Origin of the sequence: Citrobacter sp. RHB35-C21, from assembly GCF_013816515.1 — a bacterium.
Lineage (GTDB): Bacteria > Pseudomonadota > Gammaproteobacteria > Enterobacterales > Enterobacteriaceae > Citrobacter > Citrobacter braakii.
Genome location: NZ_CP057147.1, coordinates 4265795 through 4287510, shown reverse-complemented (window position 1 = coordinate 4287510; position 21716 = coordinate 4265795). Strand labels below are relative to the sequence as shown.

The 21716-nt window shown below is 53.1% G+C and carries 18 protein-coding genes; all 18 read left to right on the top strand.

The features are described 5' to 3' along the window. The first annotated feature begins 821 nt into the window (after window positions 1-821). The 18 genes from leuO (at window position 822) to ftsA (ending at window position 21711) form a co-directional block, all read left to right on the top strand. Window positions 822-1769: a transcriptional regulator LeuO gene (leuO, locus tag HVZ39_RS20820; protein ID WP_016151687.1), complete on the top strand. Its 948-nt coding sequence runs from the start codon at window positions 822-824 to the stop codon at window positions 1767-1769. Window positions 1770-2087: 318 nt separating this feature from the next. Continuing rightward, window positions 2088-3812, top strand: a complete 1725-nt coding sequence (ilvI, locus tag HVZ39_RS20815; protein ID WP_016151688.1) for an acetolactate synthase 3 large subunit — start codon at window positions 2088-2090, stop codon at window positions 3810-3812. Between the two features lie 2 nt (window positions 3813-3814). Next, window positions 3815-4306, top strand: coding sequence for an acetolactate synthase small subunit (gene ilvN, locus HVZ39_RS20810; protein ID WP_003829566.1), 492 nt, complete (start codon window positions 3815-3817; stop codon window positions 4304-4306). A 175-nt stretch (window positions 4307-4481) separates the two neighbouring features. Continuing rightward, a complete protein-coding gene (cra, locus tag HVZ39_RS20805) occupies window positions 4482-5486 on the top strand; it encodes a catabolite repressor/activator (protein WP_101700752.1) in 1005 nt (334 codons plus the stop codon). Window positions 5487-6099: 613 nt separating this feature from the next. After that, window positions 6100-6558, top strand: coding sequence for a division/cell wall cluster transcriptional repressor MraZ (gene mraZ, locus HVZ39_RS20800; RefSeq protein WP_181632914.1), 459 nt, complete (start codon window positions 6100-6102; stop codon window positions 6556-6558). A gap of 1 nt (window position 6559) precedes the next feature. Beyond that, on the top strand, window positions 6560-7501 hold the full coding sequence (rsmH, locus tag HVZ39_RS20795) for a 16S rRNA (cytosine(1402)-N(4))-methyltransferase RsmH (protein ID WP_016151690.1): 942 nt from the start codon (window positions 6560-6562) through the stop codon (window positions 7499-7501). After that, entirely contained in the window at window positions 7498-7863 is a 366-nt protein-coding gene (gene ftsL, locus HVZ39_RS20790; RefSeq protein ID WP_006686695.1) for a cell division protein FtsL, read from the top strand. Before rsmH ends, ftsL begins: the two co-directional genes overlap by 4 nt. A 15-nt stretch (window positions 7864-7878) precedes the next feature. Beyond that, window positions 7879-9645, top strand: coding sequence for a peptidoglycan glycosyltransferase FtsI (gene ftsI / locus HVZ39_RS20785; protein ID WP_016151691.1), 1767 nt, complete (start codon window positions 7879-7881; stop codon window positions 9643-9645). Further along, entirely contained in the window at window positions 9632-11119 is a 1488-nt protein-coding gene (murE, locus tag HVZ39_RS20780) for a UDP-N-acetylmuramoyl-L-alanyl-D-glutamate--2,6-diaminopimelate ligase (protein WP_016151692.1), read from the top strand. The genes ftsI and murE overlap by 14 nt, the downstream gene beginning before the upstream one ends. Then, window positions 11116-12474 carry a UDP-N-acetylmuramoyl-tripeptide--D-alanyl-D-alanine ligase gene (gene murF / locus HVZ39_RS20775; RefSeq protein ID WP_181629223.1) on the top strand — a complete coding sequence of 453 codons (1359 nt, stop codon included), beginning with the start codon at window positions 11116-11118 and terminating at the stop codon, window positions 12472-12474. Before murE ends, murF begins: the two co-directional genes overlap by 4 nt. Beyond that, window positions 12468-13550 (top strand): phospho-N-acetylmuramoyl-pentapeptide-transferase, encoded by a 1083-nt coding sequence (gene mraY / locus HVZ39_RS20770; protein ID WP_016151694.1) that lies wholly within the window; start codon window positions 12468-12470, stop codon window positions 13548-13550. The genes murF and mraY overlap by 7 nt, the downstream gene beginning before the upstream one ends. Window positions 13551-13552: 2 nt before the next feature. Next, window positions 13553-14869, top strand: a complete 1317-nt coding sequence (gene murD, locus HVZ39_RS20765; protein ID WP_181629221.1) for a UDP-N-acetylmuramoyl-L-alanine--D-glutamate ligase — start codon at window positions 13553-13555, stop codon at window positions 14867-14869. Further along, complete coding sequence (gene ftsW / locus HVZ39_RS20760) at window positions 14869-16113, top strand: cell division protein FtsW (RefSeq protein WP_016151696.1); 1245 nt, start codon at window positions 14869-14871, stop codon at window positions 16111-16113. The genes murD and ftsW overlap by 1 nt, the downstream gene beginning before the upstream one ends. Further along, window positions 16110-17177, top strand: coding sequence for an undecaprenyldiphospho-muramoylpentapeptide beta-N-acetylglucosaminyltransferase (murG, locus tag HVZ39_RS20755; RefSeq protein WP_047499873.1), 1068 nt, complete (start codon window positions 16110-16112; stop codon window positions 17175-17177). Before ftsW ends, murG begins: the two co-directional genes overlap by 4 nt. Before the next feature lie 51 nt (window positions 17178-17228). Next, complete coding sequence (gene murC / locus HVZ39_RS20750) at window positions 17229-18704, top strand: UDP-N-acetylmuramate--L-alanine ligase (RefSeq protein ID WP_016151698.1); 1476 nt, start codon at window positions 17229-17231, stop codon at window positions 18702-18704. Beyond that, entirely contained in the window at window positions 18697-19617 is a 921-nt protein-coding gene (locus tag HVZ39_RS20745; RefSeq protein WP_016151699.1) for a D-alanine--D-alanine ligase, read from the top strand. The genes murC and HVZ39_RS20745 overlap by 8 nt, the downstream gene beginning before the upstream one ends. Before the next feature lies 1 nt (window position 19618). Further along, window positions 19619-20452 (top strand): cell division protein FtsQ, encoded by an 834-nt coding sequence (gene ftsQ / locus HVZ39_RS20740; RefSeq protein WP_003018758.1) that lies wholly within the window; start codon window positions 19619-19621, stop codon window positions 20450-20452. Next, window positions 20449-21711 (top strand): cell division protein FtsA, encoded by a 1263-nt coding sequence (ftsA, locus tag HVZ39_RS20735; protein WP_003018755.1) that lies wholly within the window; start codon window positions 20449-20451, stop codon window positions 21709-21711. Before ftsQ ends, ftsA begins: the two co-directional genes overlap by 4 nt. Window positions 21712-21716: the final 5 nt, after the last annotated feature.

Genomic DNA, 21716 nt, shown 5'->3' with positions numbered 1-21716 from the left:
TTGGTCTTTAGGGCGCCTTGCTTCGAGCATAAAAAAACCCGCGCAACGGCGCGGGTTTTTTGTCTTAACTGGAGCTGACTTAATGCTGAATGTCGTCCACCAGTCTACCGCGCAATGAGAATGCGTTTAGTAGTAGTAGACCGATAAAACGAGCAATGTAAGTCATCAATCAAGCTCCAGGCGAATGCGATATGCTTTTAGTGGTACTGGATATGAAGACTGATGTCAACCCCATTCCCTGCAAATGCTCCCGTTAAGGGGGGGAAGTTTATGATAAACTTAAGCGAATTGTGCTGAATTTCTCAGGGTATATTAAATTAATCATCTGATCGTTGAACATGTTTTTCACGGTTTGACATATTTAAGCATATTTATTTGCATTTATGGTCACGAAGAACTGAAGATAACGCCTCGTTTGGGATTTCATATCTTTATGATTTATCAGAATTTATAGCTATTCTGAATGGATTGAATCAATGTGCCACCCTATAATTGATAAATTAATGTTAACTTTTAATGTGTTAATAATAGAAATGTTTAATTAAAACTTAAAAACGTATTCACTGTGCGCATGATTGTGTATTCGCCACGCTTATGGTTATATTGTTTTCGAAATTTAAACATATGAATCATCGCGCAGTGACATCTGCCACACTTCGTTTGTAGTGTTTTTTTGTACATTTAGATTTGTGCCTTTATGTTTTCCTAATTTTAATGTTTTTCCTTTTTCTTATTTTATATGCATGGTAAATCATATTAACGGAGATTATTTCTGCACTCCGTCTGGGAAAAGGGAGTTTAGAGTGACAGTGGAGTTAAATATGCCAGAAGTAAAAATAATAGATAAATCTAATCTCATAGAGATGGGGAAGCCACAGCTTCGCATGGTTGATCTTAATTTATTAACTGTTTTTGATGCGGTGATGCAGGAACAAAATATTACGCGTGCTGCACATACGCTGGGGATGTCGCAACCCGCTGTCAGTAATGCGGTCGCACGCCTGAAAGTCATGTTTAACGATGAGCTTTTTGTTCGTTATGGCCGTGGAATCCAGCCGACAGCAAGAGCCTTCCAGCTGTTTGGCTCCGTTCGTCAGGCTTTACAATTAGTGCAGAATGAACTGCCTGGTTCCGGCTTTGAACCTACCAGCAGCGAGCGTGTATTCAATCTTTGCGTATGCAGTCCATTGGATAATATTCTTACTTCGTTGATTTATAATCGGGTTGAGCAAGTCGCACCGAACATCAATGTCGTTTTTAAATCCTCACTAAATCTAAATACCGAGCACCAATTACGTTATCAGGAAACTGAGTTTGTTATTAGCTATGAAGAATTCCGTCGTCCGGAATTTACCAGTGTTCCGTTATTCAATGACGAAATGGTGTTAGTGGCAAGTAAAAAACATCCGCGCATTAGTGGCCCATTGCTGGAAAGCAATCTCTATCATGAACAGCATGCCGTGGTTTCGCTTGATCGCTTCGCCTCATTCAGCCAGCCGTGGTATGACACACCGGATAAACAATCCTGCGTGGCTTATCAGGGAATGGCATTAATCAGCGTGCTTAATATTGTGTCGCAAACGCACCTGGTCTCTATTGCGCCGCGTTGGTTGGCGGAAGAGTTCGCCGATTCTTTAGAACTGCAGATATTGCCTTTACCTTTAAAATTGAATAGCCGCACATGTTATCTTTCCTGGCATGAGGCTGCGGGGCGCGATAAAGGACATCAATGGATGGAAGAACTGTTAGTCTCCGTCTGTAAGAAGTAGCCGCTGGCAGAATAAATCGGGGAATACATCTGGTTTATTCTGCTTTTATCTTTATATCTAAAATTTTGTGCTGAACTCGACTTTTTACGTATGTCCGAAAGTGTAAAAAAATAGACTAATTGCTGTAAGTCCCCCTTTTTAAGCGATTATTTATCATATCAATTGCTTATGCTGGTTTAATTCTCCATTTATTCAATTCTGACCTCCGTTTTATTCTTATTTACTCCAGTGCCCCCCCTTCGGAGTCAATTGCCATGCGTCATCGTCAGCGGTTAATGTGTTGTTAAACCGTAATTCATTATAAGAGTGAGGCAAGCCATGGAGATGTTGTCTGGAGCCGAGATGGTCGTCCGATCGCTTATCGATCAGGGTGTGAAGCAGGTATTCGGTTATCCCGGGGGGGCCGTCCTCGATATTTATGATGCATTGCATACGGTCGGCGGTATTGATCATGTGTTAGTCCGTCATGAGCAAGCCGCAGTACATATGGCTGATGGCCTGGCTCGTGCCACGGGAGAAGTGGGCGTCGTTTTGGTCACTTCCGGACCAGGGGCAACCAATGCGATCACCGGGATTGCAACGGCATATATGGATTCCATTCCGTTGGTGATCCTCTCTGGCCAGGTCGCCACCTCCCTGATTGGCTACGATGCCTTCCAGGAGTGCGACATGGTGGGTATATCCCGCCCGGTGGTAAAACACAGTTTTCTGGTTAAACAAACGGAAGATATCCCGCAGGTGCTGAAAAAAGCCTTCTGGCTGGCGGCAAGCGGTCGTCCGGGGCCGGTGGTGGTGGATTTGCCGAAAGATATTCTGAATCCGGCGAAAAAACTGCCTTATAGCTGGCCGGAGTCGGTGAGTATGCGTTCGTATAACCCGACAACGACCGGGCACAAAGGACAGATAAAACGTGCTTTGCAGACGCTGGTCGCGGCGAAGAAACCGGTTGTCTATGTTGGTGGTGGCGCGGTGAATGCCGCCTGTCACGAACAACTGGGGCAAATTGCCGAAGCACTCAATCTGCCGGTTGTCTCCTCGCTGATGGGGTTAGGCGCGTTTCCGGCCACGCATCGCCAGGCGCTGGGAATGTTGGGCATGCATGGTACTTACGAAGCGAATATGACCATGCATCATTCTGATGTGATCTTTGCCGTCGGCGTTCGTTTTGACGATCGAACGACCAATAACCTGGCAAAATATTGCCCGAATGCGACCGTGCTGCATATCGACATCGATCCGACCTCAATTTCAAAAACCGTCACTGCGGATATTCCGATTGTGGGCGATGCTCGCCTGGTGCTGGATCAGATGCTTGAACTGCTGCCGCAGGAGAAATCGCAGCAGCCGCTGGATGATAACCGTGACTGGTGGCAACAGATCGAACACTGGCGCGCTCGTCAGTGCCTGAAATACGACACGCAAAGTGAAAGTATTAAACCGCAGGCGGTGATTGAAACCATCTGGCGTCTGACGAAAGGGGATGCATACGTGACCTCTGACGTTGGCCAGCATCAAATGTTTGCCGCACTTTACTATCCGTTCGATAAACCACGCCGCTGGATTAACTCAGGCGGCCTCGGCACCATGGGATTCGGTTTACCCGCGGCGTTAGGGGTGAAAATGGCGCTGCCGGATGAAACAGTGGTGTGCGTCACCGGGGATGGCAGCATTCAGATGAACATCCAGGAACTGTCGACGGCGCTGCAATATGAGCTACCGGTACTGGTGCTCAACCTTAACAACCGCTATCTCGGCATGGTCAAACAGTGGCAGGACATGATTTACTCCGGGCGTCACTCCCAGTCTTACATGCAGTCGCTACCTGATTTTGTGCGCCTTGCTGAAGCTTATGGGCATATCGGTATCCAGATTAATCATCCAGGCGAACTGGAGAGCAAGCTGGGCGAAGCGCTGGAACATGTGCGTAACCATCGCCTGGTGTTTGTTGATGTCACCGTCGACGGCAGTGAGCATGTCTACCCGATGCAGATTCGTGGGGGCGGGATGGACGAAATGTGGTTAAGTAAAACGGAGAGGACCTGATTATGCGCCGGATATTATCAGTATTGCTGGAAAACGAGTCGGGTGCATTGTCACGTGTGATTGGCCTCTTCGCCCAGCGCGGATACAACATTGAAAGCCTGACCGTCGCGCCGACTGACGACCCGACCTTATCGCGGATGACGATTCAAACGGTAGGGGATGAGAAAGTCCTGGAGCAGATCGAAAAGCAGCTACACAAACTGGTGGATGTTCTGCGCGTCAGCGAACTGGGGCAGGGCGCCCACGTTGAACGAGAAATCATGCTGGTGAAAATCCAGGCCAGCGGCTATGGCCGGGAAGAGGTGAAACGCAACACGGAGATATTCCGTGGGCAAATCATCGATGTTACGCCGTCGATCTACACCGTACAGCTGGCGGGCACCAGCGATAAGCTGGATGCGTTTCTGGCAACGCTACGGGAAGTCGCCAAAATCGTGGAAGTTGCCCGTTCCGGCGTGGTGGGGCTTTCCCGCGGCGATAAAATTATGCGCTAACGCTTACCTGACCTACGTGAGATGCATTGGCTACTGGTTGCTTTTTTTTGCGAAATCAGCAGTAACCAGAGACAAAAGCGGTTGCCGCAGTCATTATTCTGCGCTTAGATGTTAAGAAGTTTAACCCATGCCATCTCAAAGGTTATGGTTTGTACATTTTACGCAAGGGGCAATTGTGAAACTGGATGAAATCGCTCGGTTGGCCGGCGTTTCGCGAACGACTGCAAGCTACGTTATTAACGGCAAAGCAAAGCAATACCGCGTAAGCGACAAAACGGTTGAAAAAGTCATGGCGGTGGTGCGTGAGCATAATTACCACCCGAATGCCGTGGCGGCCGGGCTGCGTGCTGGACGCACACGTTCTATCGGGCTGGTGATCCCGGATCTCGAAAACACGAGCTATACCCGGATTGCAAACTATCTGGAGCGCCAGGCGCGTCAGCGCGGGTATCAACTACTGATTGCCTGCTCTGAAGATCAGCCTGATAACGAAATGCGCTGTATTGAGCATCTTTTACAACGTCAGGTTGATGCCATTATCGTTTCGACTTCCTTGCCGCCTGAACATCCGTTTTATCAGCGCTGGGCGAACAGTTCATTCCCGATTGTGGCGCTGGATCGCGCGCTGGATCGTGAACATTTCACCAGCGTGGTGGGCGCTGACCAGGATGATGCGCAGATGCTGGCGGAGGAGTTACGTAAATTCCCTGCTGAAACCGTGCTCTATCTGGGGGCGCTTCCTGAATTGTCCGTCAGTTTCCTGCGCGAACAGGGTTTCCGTACCGCGTGGAAGGACGATCTGCGTGAAGTGCATTTTCTCTATGCCAACAGCTATGAGCGGGAGGCGGCCGCGCAGTTATTTGATAAATGGCTGGAAACGCATCCAATGCCTCAGGCGCTGTTTACCACGTCGTTTGCCCTGTTGCAGGGGGTGATGGATGTGACCCTGCGCCGCGACGGGCAGTTACCGTCTGATTTAGCGATTGCGACTTTTGGCGACCACGAGCTGCTCGACTTCCTGCAGTGCCCGGTACTGGCGGTGGCGCAGCGCCATCGGGATGTCGCGGAACGCGTGCTGGAGATTGTGTTGGCAAGCCTGGATGAGCCGCGTAAACCCAAACCAGGTTTAACGCGTATACGGCGTAATCTGTACCGTCGCGGTATTCTAAGCCGTAACTAAGTTGCCTCAATTGATGATGTCGGCGGATAAGCCTCTGACATCATCAATTATCCCGTTCTCGGAAATAACCGCATTATAATTAAGAATATTCTTTAGAATTATCTGAAATTGATTCTTCTATTATGCCGAATTAAAAATGCAACTATCCATTTTTGGGTAATTGAGACGTAACGATGCGTTACGGTTGTATTATTTTGTTACAAGCATGTAGGGATTTGCCGAATTAACAAACACTTTACTGGTGTGTTGCGACAATCTCGCCCTTATCTTGCTCCTGTGCGGCGTACAGACTGATTAACTGGTACTGTTATCTCGCTGCATATTGTCCTAAAATGCCGCTCGCGTCGCAAACTGACACTTTATATTTTTCTTTTGATGATATTCAGTTGTTTTAAACAATCATGAGTTGTTGGATTTTTTTCTTACAAATATTCATGACGTTAATTTGCTTCGTTTGCTGTACGGAATTTGTTCAACGCTGATATTAGCCGTAAACAATGGGTTTTTTGCTCCGCTAAGCGCCGTGACTTGCTTGACAAGGTTTTCCTCCGCTCCGTAAACTCCTTTAAGTGGGAATTTGTGGGATAAAGTGGTAATCGGGGGTGAGGCTGGCATGTTCCGGGGAGCAACGTTAGTTAATCTCGACAGTAAAGGGCGCTTATCTGTGCCTACCCGTTATCGGGATCAACTGCTCGAGAGCGCTATCGGTCAAATGGTTTGCACCATTGACATCCATCACCCGTGCCTGCTGCTGTACCCCCTGCCTGAATGGGAAATTATCGAGCAGAAGTTATCGCGTCTGTCGAGCATGAATCCAGTTGAGCGTCGCGTACAGCGCCTGTTGTTGGGTCATGCTAGCGAATGTCAGATGGATAGCGCTGGCCGATTATTGATAGCGCCCATTCTGCGGCAACACGCAGGGCTAACGAAAGAAGTGATGCTGGTTGGGCAGTTCAATAAGTTTGAGCTGTGGGATGAAACGACCTGGTATCAACAGGTCAAGGAAGATATCGACGCTGAGCAGTCTGTTACCGGCGCGCTGTCGGAACGATTGCAGGATTTGTCTCTATAAAATGATGGAAAATTATAAACATACAACGGTGTTGCTGGATGAAGCCGTAAACGGCCTGAATATTCGTCCAGACGGCATCTACATTGACGGGACATTTGGTCGCGGTGGTCACTCACGTCTGATCCTCTCGCAACTTGGCGAAGAGGGGCGTTTACTGGCCATCGATCGCGATCCGCAGGCGATTGCCGTTGCAAAGACGATTACCGATCCCCGTTTTTCCATCGTCCATGGTCCTTTTTCTGCGCTGGCTGATTATGTCGCCGAGCGCGGACTTACCGGTAAGATCGACGGGATTCTTCTTGATCTTGGGGTGTCTTCTCCACAGCTTGATGATGCTGAGCGCGGATTTTCATTTATGCGTGACGGCCCGTTAGATATGCGTATGGACCCAACACGCGGTCAGTCAGCGGCCGAATGGCTGCAAACCGCCGATGAAGCAGACATTGCTTGGGTGATTAAAACCTTTGGCGAAGAGCGCTTCGGCAAACGTATTGCTCGCGCCATCGTAGAGCGCAACCGCATCGAACCGATGACCCGCACTAAAGAGCTGGCGGAAGTGATTGCGGCGGCAATGCCGGTGAAAGACAAATTCAAACATCCCGCGACCCGTACCTTCCAGGCGGTGCGCATTTGGGTGAACAGTGAACTGGAGGAGATAGAGCAGGCGCTAAAAAGCTCGCTCAGCGTGCTGGCACCAGGTGGTCGCCTTTCGGTAATCAGTTTCCATTCGCTTGAAGATCGCATTGTGAAACGCTTTATGCGCGAACAAAGCCGTGGTCCTCAGGTTCCGGCTGGAATACCGATGACCGAAGCGCAGATCAAAAAGCTGGGCGGCCGTGAGTTAAGAGCACTAGGCAAGATGATGCCGGGTGAAGAAGAGGTAGCTGAAAATCCTCGTGCCCGTAGTTCAGTTCTGCGTATTGCAGAGAGGACGAACGCATGATCAGCAGAGTGACAGAAGCCCTCAGCAAAGTTAAAGGATCGATAGGAAGCAACGAGCGCCATGCCTTGCCTGGCGTGATCGGTGACGATCTTTTGCGGTATGGGAAGCTGCCACTCTGCCTGTTCATTTGCATTATTTTGACGGCGGTTACCGTCGTGACAACAGCACACCATACGCGGTTACTGACCGCGCAGCGTGAGCAGCTGGTTCTGGAGCGAGATGCGTTGGATATCGAATGGCGCAACTTGATCCTTGAGGAGAACGCGCTCGGCGACCATAGCCGTGTTGAACGGATCGCAACGGAAAAGCTGCAAATGCAGCATGTTGATCCCTCACAAGAAAATATCGTAGTACAAAAATAAGGATAAACGCGACGCATGAAAGCAGCGGCAAAAACGCACAAGCCAAAACGCCAGGAAGAACAAGCCAACTTTATCAGTTGGCGTTTTGCGTTACTGTGCGGCTGTATTTTGCTGGCACTGGGTTTTCTGCTGGGGCGCGTTGCCTGGCTGCAAATCATCGCGCCGGACATGCTGGTGCGTCAGGGCGATATGCGCTCTCTGCGCGTACAGGAAGTGTCCACATCGCGCGGGATGATTACCGACCGTTCAGGTCGTCCGCTGGCGGTGAGCGTTCCGGTTAAGGCGATTTGGGCCGACCCCAAAGAGGTGCATGACGCAGGCGGCGTAAGCGTTGGTGAACGCTGGAGAGCGCTGTCGACCGCGCTGAATCTCCCGCTCGATCAACTGGCTTCCCGCATTAACGCCAACCCGAAAGGGCGCTTTATCTATCTGGCGCGTCAGGTAAACCCTGACATGGCTGACTACATCAAAAAACTGAAGCTGCCAGGCATTCACCTGCGCGAAGAATCCCGCCGTTACTATCCTTCCGGAGAAGTGACCGCTCACCTTATCGGCTTTACTAACGTCGACAGCCAGGGGATTGAAGGCGTTGAGAAGAGCTTCGACAAATGGCTCACCGGGCAACCGGGCGAACGTATTGTACGTAAAGACCGTTATGGCCGCGTCATTGAGGATATTTCCTCAACCGACAGCCAGGCGGCGCATAACCTTGCGCTAAGTATCGATGAGCGTTTACAGGCGCTGGTCTACCGCGAACTGAATAACGCCGTGGCGTTTAACAAGGCGGAGTCAGGCAGTGCGGTACTGGTGGATGTGAACACCGGTGAAGTGCTGGCGATGGCCAACAGCCCGTCCTACAACCCGAACAATCTCACCGGTACGCCGAAGGATGCGATGCGTAACCGTACGATTACCGACGTTTTTGAACCGGGTTCCACCGTCAAACCGATGGTGGTGATGACGGCGCTGCAGCGTGGTGTGGTTCGCGAAAATACCGTACTTAACACTATCCCTTACCGAATTAATGGCCACGAAATTAAAGACGTGGCGCGTTATAGCGAATTGACCCTCACCGGGGTTTTGCAGAAGTCGAGTAACGTCGGTGTTTCCAAGCTGGCGTTAGCGATGCCGTCCTCAGCGTTAGTAGACACTTACTCACGTTTTGGGCTGGGAAAAGCGACCAATTTGGGGTTGGTCGGAGAACGCAGTGGCTTATATCCTCAAAAACAACGGTGGTCTGACATAGAGAGGGCCACCTTCTCTTTCGGCTATGGGCTAATGGTAACGCCGTTACAGTTAGCGCGAGTCTATGCAACGATCGGCAGCTATGGCGTTTATCGGCCACTGTCGATCACCAAAGTTGACCCTCCTGTTCCGGGCGAGCGTATCTTCCCGGAATCAACCGTGCGTACCGTAGTGCACATGATGGAAAGCGTGGCGCTGCCCGGCGGCGGCGGCGTGAAGGCGGCGATTAAAGGCTATCGTATCGCCATTAAAACCGGTACGGCGAAGAAAGTAGGGCCGGATGGCCGCTACATCAACAAATACATTGCTTATACCGCAGGCGTTGCGCCTGCGAGTCAGCCGCGCTTCGCGCTGGTTGTTGTTATCAACGATCCGCAGGCGGGTAAATACTACGGTGGCGCCGTTTCCGCGCCGGTCTTTGGTGCCATCATGGGCGGCGTACTGCGCACCATGAACATCGAACCGGATGCGCTGACAACGGGCGATAAAAATGAATTTGTGAATAATCAAGGCGAGGCAACAGGTGGCAGATCGTAATTTGCGCGACCTTCTTGCTCCATGGGTGCCGGGTGCACCGGAGCGAGCACTGCGGGAGATGACGCTCGACAGCCGTATGGCTGCATCGGGCGATCTCTTTGTCGCAGTATTGGGTCATCAGGCGGACGGGCGTCGGTATATCCCGCAGGCGATAGCGCAAGGTGTGGCTGCCATTATTGCAGAAGCAAAAGATGAAGCTACTGACGGTGAAATCCGTGAAATGCACGGCGTTCCAGTTATCTATCTCAGTCAGCTTAACGAACGTTTATCTGCACTGGCGGGCCGCTTTTACCACGAGCCTTCTGAAAAAATGCGACTGGTCGGCGTGACCGGGACCAACGGTAAAACCACCACCACCCAATTGCTGGCACAGTGGAGCCAACTGCTTGGCGAAACCAGCGCGGTGATGGGAACAGTCGGCAATGGCCTGCTGGGCAAAGTGATCCCGACGGAAAATACCACCGGTTCAGCCGTAGATGTCCAGCATGTGCTGGCAGGGCTGGTTGCACAAGGCGCAACGGTTGGCGCAATGGAAGTGTCTTCACACGGTCTGGTTCAGCATCGCGTGGCGGCGCTGAAGTTTGCCGCATCAGTATTTACTAACTTAAGCCGCGACCATCTTGATTACCACGGCGACATGGAACATTACGAAGCCGCGAAATGGCTGCTGTATTCCACGCACCATTGCGGCCAGGCCATCGTTAATGCGGATGATGAAGTCGGTCGTCGCTGGTTGGCCAAACTTCCGGATGCGGTTGCCGTATCGATGGAAGATCACATCAACCCGAACTGTCATGGTCGTTGGTTAAAGGCGATTGACGTGAATTATCACGACAGCGGGGCAACGATTCGTTTTACCTCCTCATGGGGTGACGGCGAAATTGAAAGTCGCCTGATGGGCGCGTTTAACGTCAGCAATCTGCTGTTGGCGCTGGCAACGCTGCTGGCGTTGGGATATCCGTTAGCTGATTTACTGAAAACGGCAACACAATTACAGCCAGTTTGTGGGCGCATGGAAGTGTTCAGCGCGCCGGGTAAAACCACCGTTGTGGTTGATTATGCCCATACGCCAGATGCGCTGGAAAAAGCGCTGCAGGCGGCACGTCTGCACTGTACTGGCAAACTGTGGTGCGTCTTTGGCTGCGGCGGCGATCGCGACAAAGGTAAACGTCCGTTGATGGGCGCGATTGCCGAGCAGTTTGCTGATGTTGTCGTGGTGACCGATGACAACCCGCGTACCGAAGAGCCGCGCGCCATTATTAACGACATTCTGGCGGGTATGCTGGATGCCGGACAGGCGAAAGTGATGGAAGGTCGCGCAGAGGCTGTGACAAACGCCATTATGCAGGCGAAAGAAAACGACGTGGTGCTGGTGGCCGGGAAAGGTCACGAAGACTACCAGATCGTTGGCTCGCAGCGCCTCGACTATTCTGACCGCGTTACGGCAGCGCGTCTGCTGGGAGTCATCGCATGATTAGCGTAACGCTCAGCCAACTGGCGGAGATCCTCCGCGGCGAACTGAAAGGAGCCGATCTGACTCTTGATGCGGTGACAACTGATACGCGTAAAGTTACGCCGGGCTGCCTGTTTGTCGCGCTGAAAGGCGAACGCTTTGATGCCCACGATTTCGCAGACAAGGCGCAAGAGAGCGGGGCGGGTGCGCTGCTGGTCAGCCGTCCGTTGGACACCAACCTGCCGCAGCTGATTGTTAAAGATACACGTCTGGCGTTTGGTGAACTGGCGGCATGGGTACGCGCTCAGGTTCCGGCGCGCGTTGTCGCGCTGACCGGCTCTTCCGGTAAGACGTCCGTTAAAGAGATGACCGCATCCATTCTGAGTCAGTGTGGCAACACCTTATATACCGCGGGCAACCTGAATAACGACATCGGCGTACCGATGACGCTGTTGCGCTTAAACAACGATTACGACTATGCCGTGATTGAGCTTGGCGCTAATCATCAGGGCGAAATCGCCTGGACCGTTGGCCTGACGCGTCCGGAAGCGGCGCTGGTGAATAACCTGGCGGCCGCGCATCTGGAAGGCTTTGGTTCACTGGCAGGCGTTGCGAAGGCAAAAGGTGAGATTTTTACCGGCCTGCCAGCGAACGGAATCGCCATTATGAATGCCGACAACAACGACTGGCTGAACTGGCAGAGCATTATCGGCGATCGCAAAGTCTGGCGTTTCTCCCCGAATGCGGGCAACAGCGACTTTTCGGCGGCCAACGTTCATGTGACTTCACACGGCACAGAGTTTTCTCTGCAAACGCCAACCGGAAGCATTGATGTTCTGCTGCCGCTGCCGGGTCGTCACAACATTGCTAACGCCCTGGCGGCGGCTGCGCTCTCTATGGCGGTAGGCGCGACGCACGAAGCGATTAAAGCGGGTCTGAAGGAACTGCAAGCGGTACCGGGGCGTCTGTTCCCGATTCAACTGGCAGAAAATCAGCTACTGCTGGATGACTCCTATAACGCAAATGTCGGGTCAATGACCGCAGCGGTAAACGTGCTGTCCGAAATGCCGGGCTACCGCGTGCTGGTCGTTGGCGATATGGCAGAGCTTGGCGCGGAAAGCGAAGCATGCCACGTGCAGGTGGGTGACGCTGCGAAGGCTGCAGGTATCGACCGTGTGCTGAGTACAGGGAAACTGAGTCAGGCAATTAGCCATGCCAGCGGTGTGGGTGAGCATTTTGCGGATAAAACCGCGTTGACCGCGCATCTTAAGGCGCTGATTGCAGAACATCAGATTATGACGATTTTAGTGAAGGGTTCACGTAGTGCCGCCATGGAAGAGGTAGTACGCGCATTACAGGAGAATGGGACATGTTAGTTTGGCTGGCCGAACATTTGGTCAAATATTATTCCGGCTTTAACGTCTTTTCCTATCTGACGTTTCGCGCCATCGTCAGCCTGCTGACCGCGCTGTTCATCTCTTTGTGGATGGGCCCGCGCATGATCGCCCGCTTGCAAAAAATGTCCTTTGGACAGGTCGTGCGTAACGACGGTCCGGAATCACACTTCAGTAAACGCGGTACGCCGACCATGGGCGGGATTATGATCCTTACCGCGATTGTTATCTCCGTACTGCTGTGGGCATACCCGTCGAACCCGTACGTATGGTGCGTGCTGGTGGTATTGGTCGGTTACGGCATTATCGGTTTTGTCGATGACTACCGCAAAGTGGTACGCAAAGACACCAAGGGCCTGATCGCGCGCTGGAAATACTTCTGGATGTCGGTGATTGCGCTGGGGGTGGCCTTTGCCCTGTATCTGGCTGGTAAAGATACCCCGGCCACTGAGCTGGTGGTGCCGTTCTTTAAAGACGTGATGCCGCAGTTGGGGCTGTTCTACGTGCTGCTGGCGTACTTCGTGATTGTGGGTACTGGCAACGCGGTCAACCTCACCGATGGTCTGGATGGTCTGGCGATTATGCCGACCGTGTTTGTGGCCGCAGGTTTTGCGTTGGTGGCGTGGGCGACCGGTAACATGAACTTCGCCAACTATCTGCATATTCCCTATTTACGTCATGCCGGCGAATTGGTGATCGTTTGTACGGCAATTGTTGGCGCGGGTTTAGGCTTCTTGTGGTTTAACACCTATCCGGCGCAGGTCTTTATGGGCGACGTCGGATCGCTGGCGCTTGGCGGCGCGCTGGGCATTATTGCCGTGCTCCTGCGTCAGGAGTTCCTGCTGGTGATCATGGGCGGTGTATTCGTCGTAGAAACACTGTCGGTCATTTTGCAGGTTGGCTCCTTTAAGCTGCGCGGACAGCGCATCTTCCGTATGGCGCCGATCCACCATCACTATGAACTGAAAGGCTGGCCGGAACCGCGCGTAATTGTACGCTTCTGGATTATTTCGCTGATGCTGGTGCTGATTGGCCTGGCAACGCTGAAGGTACGTTAATCATGGCTGATTACCAGGGTAAAAAAGTCGTCATTATCGGTCTGGGTTTGACCGGGCTGTCCTGCGTGGATTTCTTCCTGGCGCGTGGCGTGACGCCGCGCGTAATGGATACCCGCGCGACGCCGCCGGGCCTGGACAAATTACCGGAAGCGGTTGAGCGTCATGTTGGCAGCCTGAATGATGACTGGCTGCTGGCCGCTGATCTTATTGTCGCCAGCCCTGGTATTGCCCTGGCGCATCCTTCGTTGAGCGCCGCCGCCGATGCGGGAATTGAAATTGTCGGCGACATTGAACTGTTCTGTCGCGAAGCACAGGCACCGATCGTCGCGATCACCGGTTCCAACGGGAAAAGCACAGTCACTACGCTGGTAGGTGAGATGGCGAAAGCGGCCGGTGTGAACGTGGGGGTCGGCGGTAATATTGGCCTGCCCGCGCTGATGCTGCTGGATGACGAACGTGAGCTGTATGTTCTGGAACTGTCGAGCTTCCAACTGGAAACGACCTCAAGTTTACAAGCCGTAGCCGCTACCATTTTGAACGTCACCGAAGACCATATGGACAGATATCCGTTTGGCTTGCAGCAGTACCGTGCGGCCAAACTGCGCGTCTATGAAAACGCGAAAGTGTGTGTGGTCAACGCTGATGATGCGCTGACCATGCCGGTTCGCGGGGCGGATGAGCGTTGCGTGAGCTTTGGCATCAACATGGGTGACTATCACCTGAACCGTCAGCAGGGCGAAACCTGGCTGCGAGTGAAGGGTGAAAAAGTCCTTAACGTGAAAGAGATGACGCTTTCCGGTCAGCATAACTATACCAACGCCCTGGCTGCGCTGGCGCTGGCGGATGCTGCGGGTCTGCCGCGGGCGTCGAGCCTGAAAGCGCTCACCACGTTTACCGGTCTGGCGCACCGTTTTCAGACTGTGCTTGAGCACAACGGCGTGCGCTGGATTAACGATTCTAAAGCCACCAACGTCGGCAGCACTGAAGCCGCGCTGAATGGCCTGCACGTTGACGGTACGTTGCACCTGTTGCTGGGGGGAGACGGGAAATCCGCTGACTTTACGCCGCTGCAACGATACCTGACCGGCGACAACATTCGTCTGTATTGCTTTGGTCGCGATGGCGCGCAGCTTGCCGCTCTGCGACCTGACGTTACGGAACAAACTGAAACCATGGAGCAGGCAATGCGTCTGCTCGCACCGCGCGTGAAGCCGGGCGATATGGTGCTGCTGTCGCCCGCCTGCGCCAGCCTTGACCAGTTCAAGAACTTTGAGCAACGCGGTGACGTCTTTACCCGCCTGGCGAAGGAGTTGGGTTGATGCGCTTATCTCTCCCTCGTCTGAGAATGCCGCGCTTACCGGGACTGGGTATCCTGGCGTGGGTCTTCGCGGCACTTAAAGGCTGGGTGATGGCTTCGCGTGATAAAGACGCGGACAGCCTGATCATGTATGACCGCATGCTGCTGTGGTTGACCTTTGGTCTGGCAGCGATCGGTTTTGTGATGGTGACATCGGCATCGATGCCCGTAGGGCAACGCCTGGCGGGCGATCCTTTCCTGTTTGCTAAGCGTGACGCACTGTACATCTTCCTCGCCTTCTGTCTGGCGATGGTGACGCTGCGTCTGCCGATGGAGTTCTGGCAAAAGTACAGTACGACGATGCTGATAGCCTCGATCATCATGCTGCTGATTGTGCTGGTGGTGGGTAGCTCCGTTAACGGGGCGTCGCGCTGGATTGCGCTGGGGCCGCTGCGTATTCAGCCTGCGGAATTTACCAAGCTGTCGCTGTTCTGTTACCTCGCCAACTACCTGGTGCGTAAAGTTGATGAAGTGCGTAACAACCTGCGCGGTTTCTTAAAACCGATGGGCGTGATCCTGGTGCTGGCTATTTTACTGCTGGCACAGCCTGACCTTGGTACGGTGGTAGTGCTGTTTGTCACTACCCTGGCGATGCTGTTTCTCGCCGGAGCGAAACTGTGGCAGTTCATTGCCATTATCGGCATGGGGATTTCAGCGGTCGTGCTGCTGATCCTTGCCGAACCGTATCGTATTCGCCGCGTAACCTCCTTCTGGAACCCATGGGAAGATCCGTTCGGCAGTGGCTACCAGCTGACGCAATCCCTGATGGCCTTTGGTCGCGGTGAGGTTTGGGGGCAGGGCTTAGGTAATTCAGTCCAAAAACTGGAGTATTTACCAGAAGCGCACACCGACTTCATCTTCGCCATCATTGGGGAAGAGCTGGGTTATATCGGTGTGGTATTGGCACTTTTAATGGTATTCTTCGTCGCTTTTCGCGCGATGTCGATTGGCCGTAAGGCGTTGGAAATTGACCACCGTTTTTCAGGCTTTTTAGCCTGCTCAATCGGGATCTGGTTTAGCTTCCAGGCACTGGTAAACGTCGGTGCGGCGGCGGGTATGCTGCCAACCAAAGGTCTGACGCTGCCGCTGATCAGTTATGGTGGTTCAAGTTTGTTGATTATGTCGACGGCCATCATGTTTTTGTTACGTATTGATTATGAAACGCGTCTGGAAAAAGCCCAGGCGTTTACACGAGGTGCACGATGAGTGGTCAACCGAAGCGGTTAATGGTGATGGCAGGCGGTACCGGCGGGCATGTGTTCCCGGGGCTGGCGGTCGCGCACCATTTAATGGCCCAGGGCTGGCAGGTTCGTTGGCTGGGCACCGCCGATCGTATGGAAGCGGACTTAGTGCCGAAACACGGCATTGAAATTGACTTTATTCGTATCTCCGGTTTGCGTGGTAAAGGCGTCAATGCGCTGCTTGCCGCACCTGTGCGTATTTTTAATGCCTGGCGTCAGGCGCGCGCCATCATGAAGCAGTTTAAACCCGATGTGGTGCTGGGTATGGGCGGCTACGTGTCTGGCCCTGGCGGTCTGGCGGCCTGGTCATTAGGTATTCCGGTTGTACTGCATGAGCAGAACGGCATTGCGGGATTAACTAACAAATGGCTGGCGAAGATTGCCACTACGGTGATGCAGGCTTTTCCTGGTGCTTTCCCGAATGCGGAAGTGGTAGGTAACCCGGTGCGCACTGACGTGCTGGCGCTGCCGTTGCCAAAAGCGCGTCTGGCCGGGCGTGAAGGTCCGGTTCGTGTATTGGTCGTCGGGGGATCTCAGGGCGCACGCGTACTGAACCAGACGATGCCGCAGGTTGCCGCAAAGCTTGGCGGCGCGGTGACTATCTGGCATCAGAGCGGCAAAGGCGCGCAGCAGACCGTTGAACAGGCGTATGCCGACGCGGGACAACCGCAGCACAAGGTCACTGAGTTTATTGATGATATGGCAGCGGCCTACGCGTGGGCTGATGTCGTGGTTTGTCGCTCAGGCGCGCTGACGGTGAGCGAAATTGCCGCCGCAGGTTTGCCTGCGCTGTTTGTGCCGTTCCAGCACAAGGACAGACAGCAGTATTGGAATGCGCTGCCGCTGGAGAAAGCGGGCGCCGCCAAAATTCTGGAGCAGCCGCAGTTTACTGTGGATGCCGTCGCCAGCACCCTTGCCGGGTGGTCGCGAGAAACGTTATTAACCATGGCAGAACGTGCGCGCGCCGCATCCATACCGGATGCCACAGAGCGCGTTGCAAATGAAGTGAGCCGGGCTGCCCGGGCGTAATTGTGGTGATGCCTTTTGCATCGCATGAACTAAGAAGTTAATGGCTAAAGAATGAATACACAACAACTGGCAAAACTGCGTTCCATCGTGCCCGAAATGCGTCGCGTTCGGCACATTCACTTTGTCGGCATCGGTGGTGCTGGTATGGGCGGTATTGCCGAAGTTTTGGCCAATGAAGGTTATCAGATCAGCGGTTCTGACTTAGCGCCGAATCCTGTGACGCAGCAGTTGACGAATCTGGGTGCCACGATTTTCTTCAACCATCGCCCGGAAAACGTGCGCGATGCGAGCGTGGTGGTGGTATCCAGCGCTATTTCTGCGGATAACCCGGAAATTGTTGCAGCGCATGAAGCACGTATTCCGGTGATTCGTCGTGCTGAAATGCTGGCGGAGTTAATGCGTTTTCGTCACGGTATTGCTATTGCCGGGACGCACGGTAAAACCACGACCACGGCAATGGTCTCCAGCATCTATGCGGAAGCGGGGCTGGATCCCACTTTTGTCAACGGCGGTCTGGTGAAGGCCGCAGGCGTGCATGCGCGCCTGGGTCATAGCCGTTATTTGATTGCCGAAGCGGACGAGAGCGACGCGTCGTTCCTGCATTTGCAGCCAATGGTGGCGATTGTCACCAATATCGAAGCCGACCACATGGATACCTACCATGGCGACTTCGAGAATTTAAAGCAGACGTTTATTAATTTCCTGCATAACTTGCCGTTTTATGGTCGTGCGGTGATGTGCGTTGACGATCCGGTGATCCGCGAACTGTTACCGCGAGTTGGCCGTCAAACCACAACCTATGGTTTCAGTGATGATGCCGATGTGCGCGTTGAAGATTACCAGCAGATTGGTCCACAAGGACACTTCACGCTGGTGCGTCAGGGGATGGCCGATTTACGTGTTACGTTAAACGCGCCGGGTCGCCACAATGCACTGAACGCGGCGGCGGCAGTGGCGGTCGCGACGGAAGAAGGTATTGAAGACGACGCTATTCTGCGCGCGCTGGAAAGTTTCCAGGGTACCGGACGTCGTTTTGACTTCCTCGGCGAATTCCCGCTTGAGCCAGTGAACGGTAAAGCCGGGACCGCGATGCTGGTTGATGATTATGGCCACCACCCAACGGAGGTGGACGCCACGATTAAAGCCGCGCGCGCGGGCTGGCCGGACAAAAACCTGGTGATGCTGTTCCAGCCGCACCGGTTTACGCGTACTCGCGATCTGTACGACGACTTTGCCAACGTGCTGACCCAGGTCGATGCGCTGTTGATGCTGGATGTGTATGCCGCGGGCGAAGCCGCGATTCCGGGTGCCGACAGCCGCTCGTTGTGCCGTACGATTCGTGGCCGCGGTAAGATCGATCCGATTCTGGTATCCGATCCGGCCCAGGTGGCAGAAATGCTGGCACCCGTATTAACCGGCAACGATCTGATTTTGGTGCAGGGCGCTGGAAATATCGGCAAAATCGCGCGTTCCTTAGCTGAAATCAAACTGAAGCCGCAAAACCCGGAGGAAGAACAACATGGCTGATAAAATCGCGGTCCTGTTAGGGGGAACCTCCGCTGAGCGTGAAGTATCGCTGAATTCAGGCGCGGCCGTACTGGCAGGATTACGCGAAGGTGGTGTAGATGCCCATCCGGTTGACCCCAAAGAGGTCGATGTCACTCTTTTGAAATCTATGGGGTTTCAGAAGGTGTTTATTGCGCTGCACGGTCGTGGCGGTGAAGATGGCACATTGCAGGGCATGCTGGAGCTGATTGGCCTGCCGTATACCGGCAGCGGCGTCATGGCTTCCGCGATTTCAATGGACAAACTGCGCAGCAAGCTGCTGTGGCAGGGCGCAGGTTTACCCGTCGCCCCATGGGTTGCGCTGACCCGCGCTGAGTTCGAAAAAGGTCTTAGCGATGAAGCAGTTACAAAAATTTCTGCGTTAGGCTTGCCGTTGATTGTAAAGCCAAGCCGTGAAGGTTCCAGCGTAGGGATGTCAAAAGTTGAAGAAGAAAATGCTTTGCAGGGTGCATTAGCATTGGCTTTTCAGCATGATGAAGAAGTACTGATTGAAAAATGGCTCAGTGGCCCGGAATTTACAGTTGCGATACTTGGCGAAGAAATTTTACCGTCAATACGTATCCAACCCGCGGGAACCTTCTATGATTATGAGGCGAAGTATCTCTCTGATGAGACACAATATTTCTGCCCTGCTGGTCTGGAAGTCGAACAAGAAGCCTTTTTACAGGAATTAGTCCTGAAAGCGTGGACTGCATTGGGCTGTAAAGGTTGGGGTCGCATTGACGTCATGCTGGACAGCGATGGCCAGTTTTATCTGCTGGAAGCGAATACCTCTCCGGGTATGACCAGCCACAGTCTGGTGCCGATGGCGGCGCGTCAGGCGGGCCTGAGCTTCTCGCAGTTGGTGGTAAGAATTCTGGAGTTGGCGGACTGATATGTCGCAGGCTGCGCTGAACACGCGAAACGGTGATGAAGAAGAAGTAAACTCCTCACGCCGCAATAATGGAACGCGTCTTGCAGGAATACTGTTCCTGCTGACAGTGCTGTGCACCGTGTTTGTCAGCGGCTGGGTAGTGTTGGGATGGATGGAAGATGCGCAGCGCCTGCCATTGTCAAAACTGGTGTTAACCGGCGAACGGCATTACACGCGCAATGACGATATCCGTCAGTCCATCCTGGCGCTGGGCGCTCCGGGAACATTTATGACTCAGGATGTGAACATCATCCAGAGCCAGATTGAACGCCTCCCCTGGATCAAACAGGCGAGCGTTAGAAAGCAATGGCCTGATGAATTGAAGATTCATCTGGTTGAATATGTGCCAATAGCGCGTTGGAATGACCAACATATGGTGGATGCCGAAGGAAATACCTTCAGTGTCCCAACCGGTCGGGCCAATAAGCAGGTATTACCTATGTTGTACGGACCGGAAGGCAGCGCAAGTGAAGTGCTGCAAGGGTTCCGCGATATGGGGCAGGTGCTGGCTAAGGACAGATTCACCCTGAAGGAAGCGGCAATGACCGCTCGTCGTTCCTGGCAGTTGACGCTGAATAACGATATTAAGCTGAATCTGGGCAGGGGCGATACGATAAAACGTTTGGCTCGCTTTGTGGAACTCTACCCGGTTTTACAGCAGCAGGCGCAAACCGATGGCAAACGGATTAGCTACGTTGATTTGCGTTATGACTCAGGGGCGGCAGTAGGCTGGGTTCCCTTGCCTCCTGAGGAATCTAATCAGCAACAGAATCAGGCACAGGCAGAACAACAATGATCAAGGCGACGGACAGAAAACTGGTAGTTGGACTGGAGATTGGCACCGCGAAGGTAGCCGCTTTAGTAGGGGAAGTTCTGCCCGACGGTATGGTCAATATCATTGGCGTGGGCAGTTGCCCATCGCGAGGTATGGATAAAGGCGGGGTGAATGACCTTGAGTCAGTGGTGAAGTGCGTACAGCGCGCCATTGACCAGGCTGAACTGATGGCAGATTGCCAGATCTCTTCAGTGTATCTGGCGCTTTCCGGTAAACATATTAGCTGTCAGAATGAAATTGGTATGGTGCCCATTTCCGAAGAGGAAGTGACGCAGGAAGATGTGGAAAACGTGGTACATACGGCAAAATCCGTACGCGTTCGCGATGAACATCGTGTTCTGCACGTCATCCCGCAGGAATACGCCATCGACTACCAGGAAGGTATCAAAAATCCGGTCGGTCTTTCCGGTGTGCGTATGCAGGCAAAAGTCCATCTTATTACCTGCCACAACGACATGGCGAAGAATATTGTCAAAGCCGTTGAACGTTGTGGTCTGAAAGTTGACCAACTGATTTTTGCCGGGTTGGCAGCCAGTTATTCCGTATTGACGGAAGATGAACGTGAACTGGGTGTCTGCGTGGTGGATATTGGTGGTGGTACAATGGACATCGCCGTTTATACTGGCGGGGCGTTGCGCCACACTAAAGTTATCCCTTATGCAGGGAATGTCGTGACCAGCGATATCGCGTATGCCTTTGGTACGCCGCCGAGCGATGCTGAAGCCATCAAAGTGCGTCATGGCTGCGCACTGGGTTCCATCGTGGGTAAAGACGAGAGCGTTGAAGTGCCAAGCGTTGGTGGTCGTCCGCCGCGTAGCCTGCAACGTCAGACTCTGGCAGAGGTCATTGAGCCGCGTTATACCGAGCTGCTCAACCTGGTAAACGAAGAAATTTTGCAATTACAAGAACAGCTTCGCCAACAGGGTGTGAAACATCATCTGGCGGCGGGGATTGTGTTAACCGGCGGTGCTGCGCAAATTGAAGGTCTTGCGGCCTGCGCACAGCGCGTGTTCCATACACAAGTACGTATTGGCGCACCGCTGAATATTACCGGTCTGACGGATTATGCCCAGGAGCCGTATTATTCAACGGCGGTGGGGCTGCTGCACTACGGGAAAGAATCCCATTTAAGTGGTGAGGCTGAAGTAGAAAAGCGCGTAACTGCCTCGGTCGGATCGTGGATCAAGCGACTGAATAGCTGGTTACGTAAAGAGTTTTAATTTTT

Bases quoted from the DNA above. Each gene is read 5' to 3' on its own strand.
- leuO (WP_016151687.1), top strand. From the start codon at position 822: ATGCCAGAAGTAAAAATAATAGATAAATCTAATCTCATAGAGATGGGG.
- ilvI (WP_016151688.1), top strand. From the start codon at position 2,088: ATGGAGATGTTGTCTGGAGCCGAGATGGTCGTCCGATCGCTTATCGAT.
- ilvN (WP_003829566.1), top strand. From the start codon at position 3,815: ATGCGCCGGATATTATCAGTATTGCTGGAAAACGAGTCGGGTGCATTG.
- mraZ (WP_181632914.1), top strand. From the start codon at position 6,100: ATGTTCCGGGGAGCAACGTTAGTTAATCTCGACAGTAAAGGGCGCTTA.
- rsmH (WP_016151690.1), top strand. From the start codon at position 6,560: ATGATGGAAAATTATAAACATACAACGGTGTTGCTGGATGAAGCCGTA.
- ftsL (WP_006686695.1), top strand. From the start codon at position 7,498: ATGATCAGCAGAGTGACAGAAGCCCTCAGCAAAGTTAAAGGATCGATA.
- ftsI (WP_016151691.1), top strand. From the start codon at position 7,879: ATGAAAGCAGCGGCAAAAACGCACAAGCCAAAACGCCAGGAAGAACAA.
- murF (WP_181629223.1), top strand. From the start codon at position 11,116: ATGATTAGCGTAACGCTCAGCCAACTGGCGGAGATCCTCCGCGGCGAA.
- mraY (WP_016151694.1), top strand. From the start codon at position 12,468: ATGTTAGTTTGGCTGGCCGAACATTTGGTCAAATATTATTCCGGCTTT.
- murD (WP_181629221.1), top strand. From the start codon at position 13,553: ATGGCTGATTACCAGGGTAAAAAAGTCGTCATTATCGGTCTGGGTTTG.
- ftsW (WP_016151696.1), top strand. From the start codon at position 14,869: ATGCGCTTATCTCTCCCTCGTCTGAGAATGCCGCGCTTACCGGGACTG.
- murG (WP_047499873.1), top strand. From the start codon at position 16,110: ATGAGTGGTCAACCGAAGCGGTTAATGGTGATGGCAGGCGGTACCGGC.
- murC (WP_016151698.1), top strand. From the start codon at position 17,229: ATGAATACACAACAACTGGCAAAACTGCGTTCCATCGTGCCCGAAATG.
- HVZ39_RS20745 (WP_016151699.1), top strand. From the start codon at position 18,697: ATGGCTGATAAAATCGCGGTCCTGTTAGGGGGAACCTCCGCTGAGCGT.
- ftsQ (WP_003018758.1), top strand. From the start codon at position 19,619: ATGTCGCAGGCTGCGCTGAACACGCGAAACGGTGATGAAGAAGAAGTA.
- ftsA (WP_003018755.1), top strand. From the start codon at position 20,449: ATGATCAAGGCGACGGACAGAAAACTGGTAGTTGGACTGGAGATTGGC.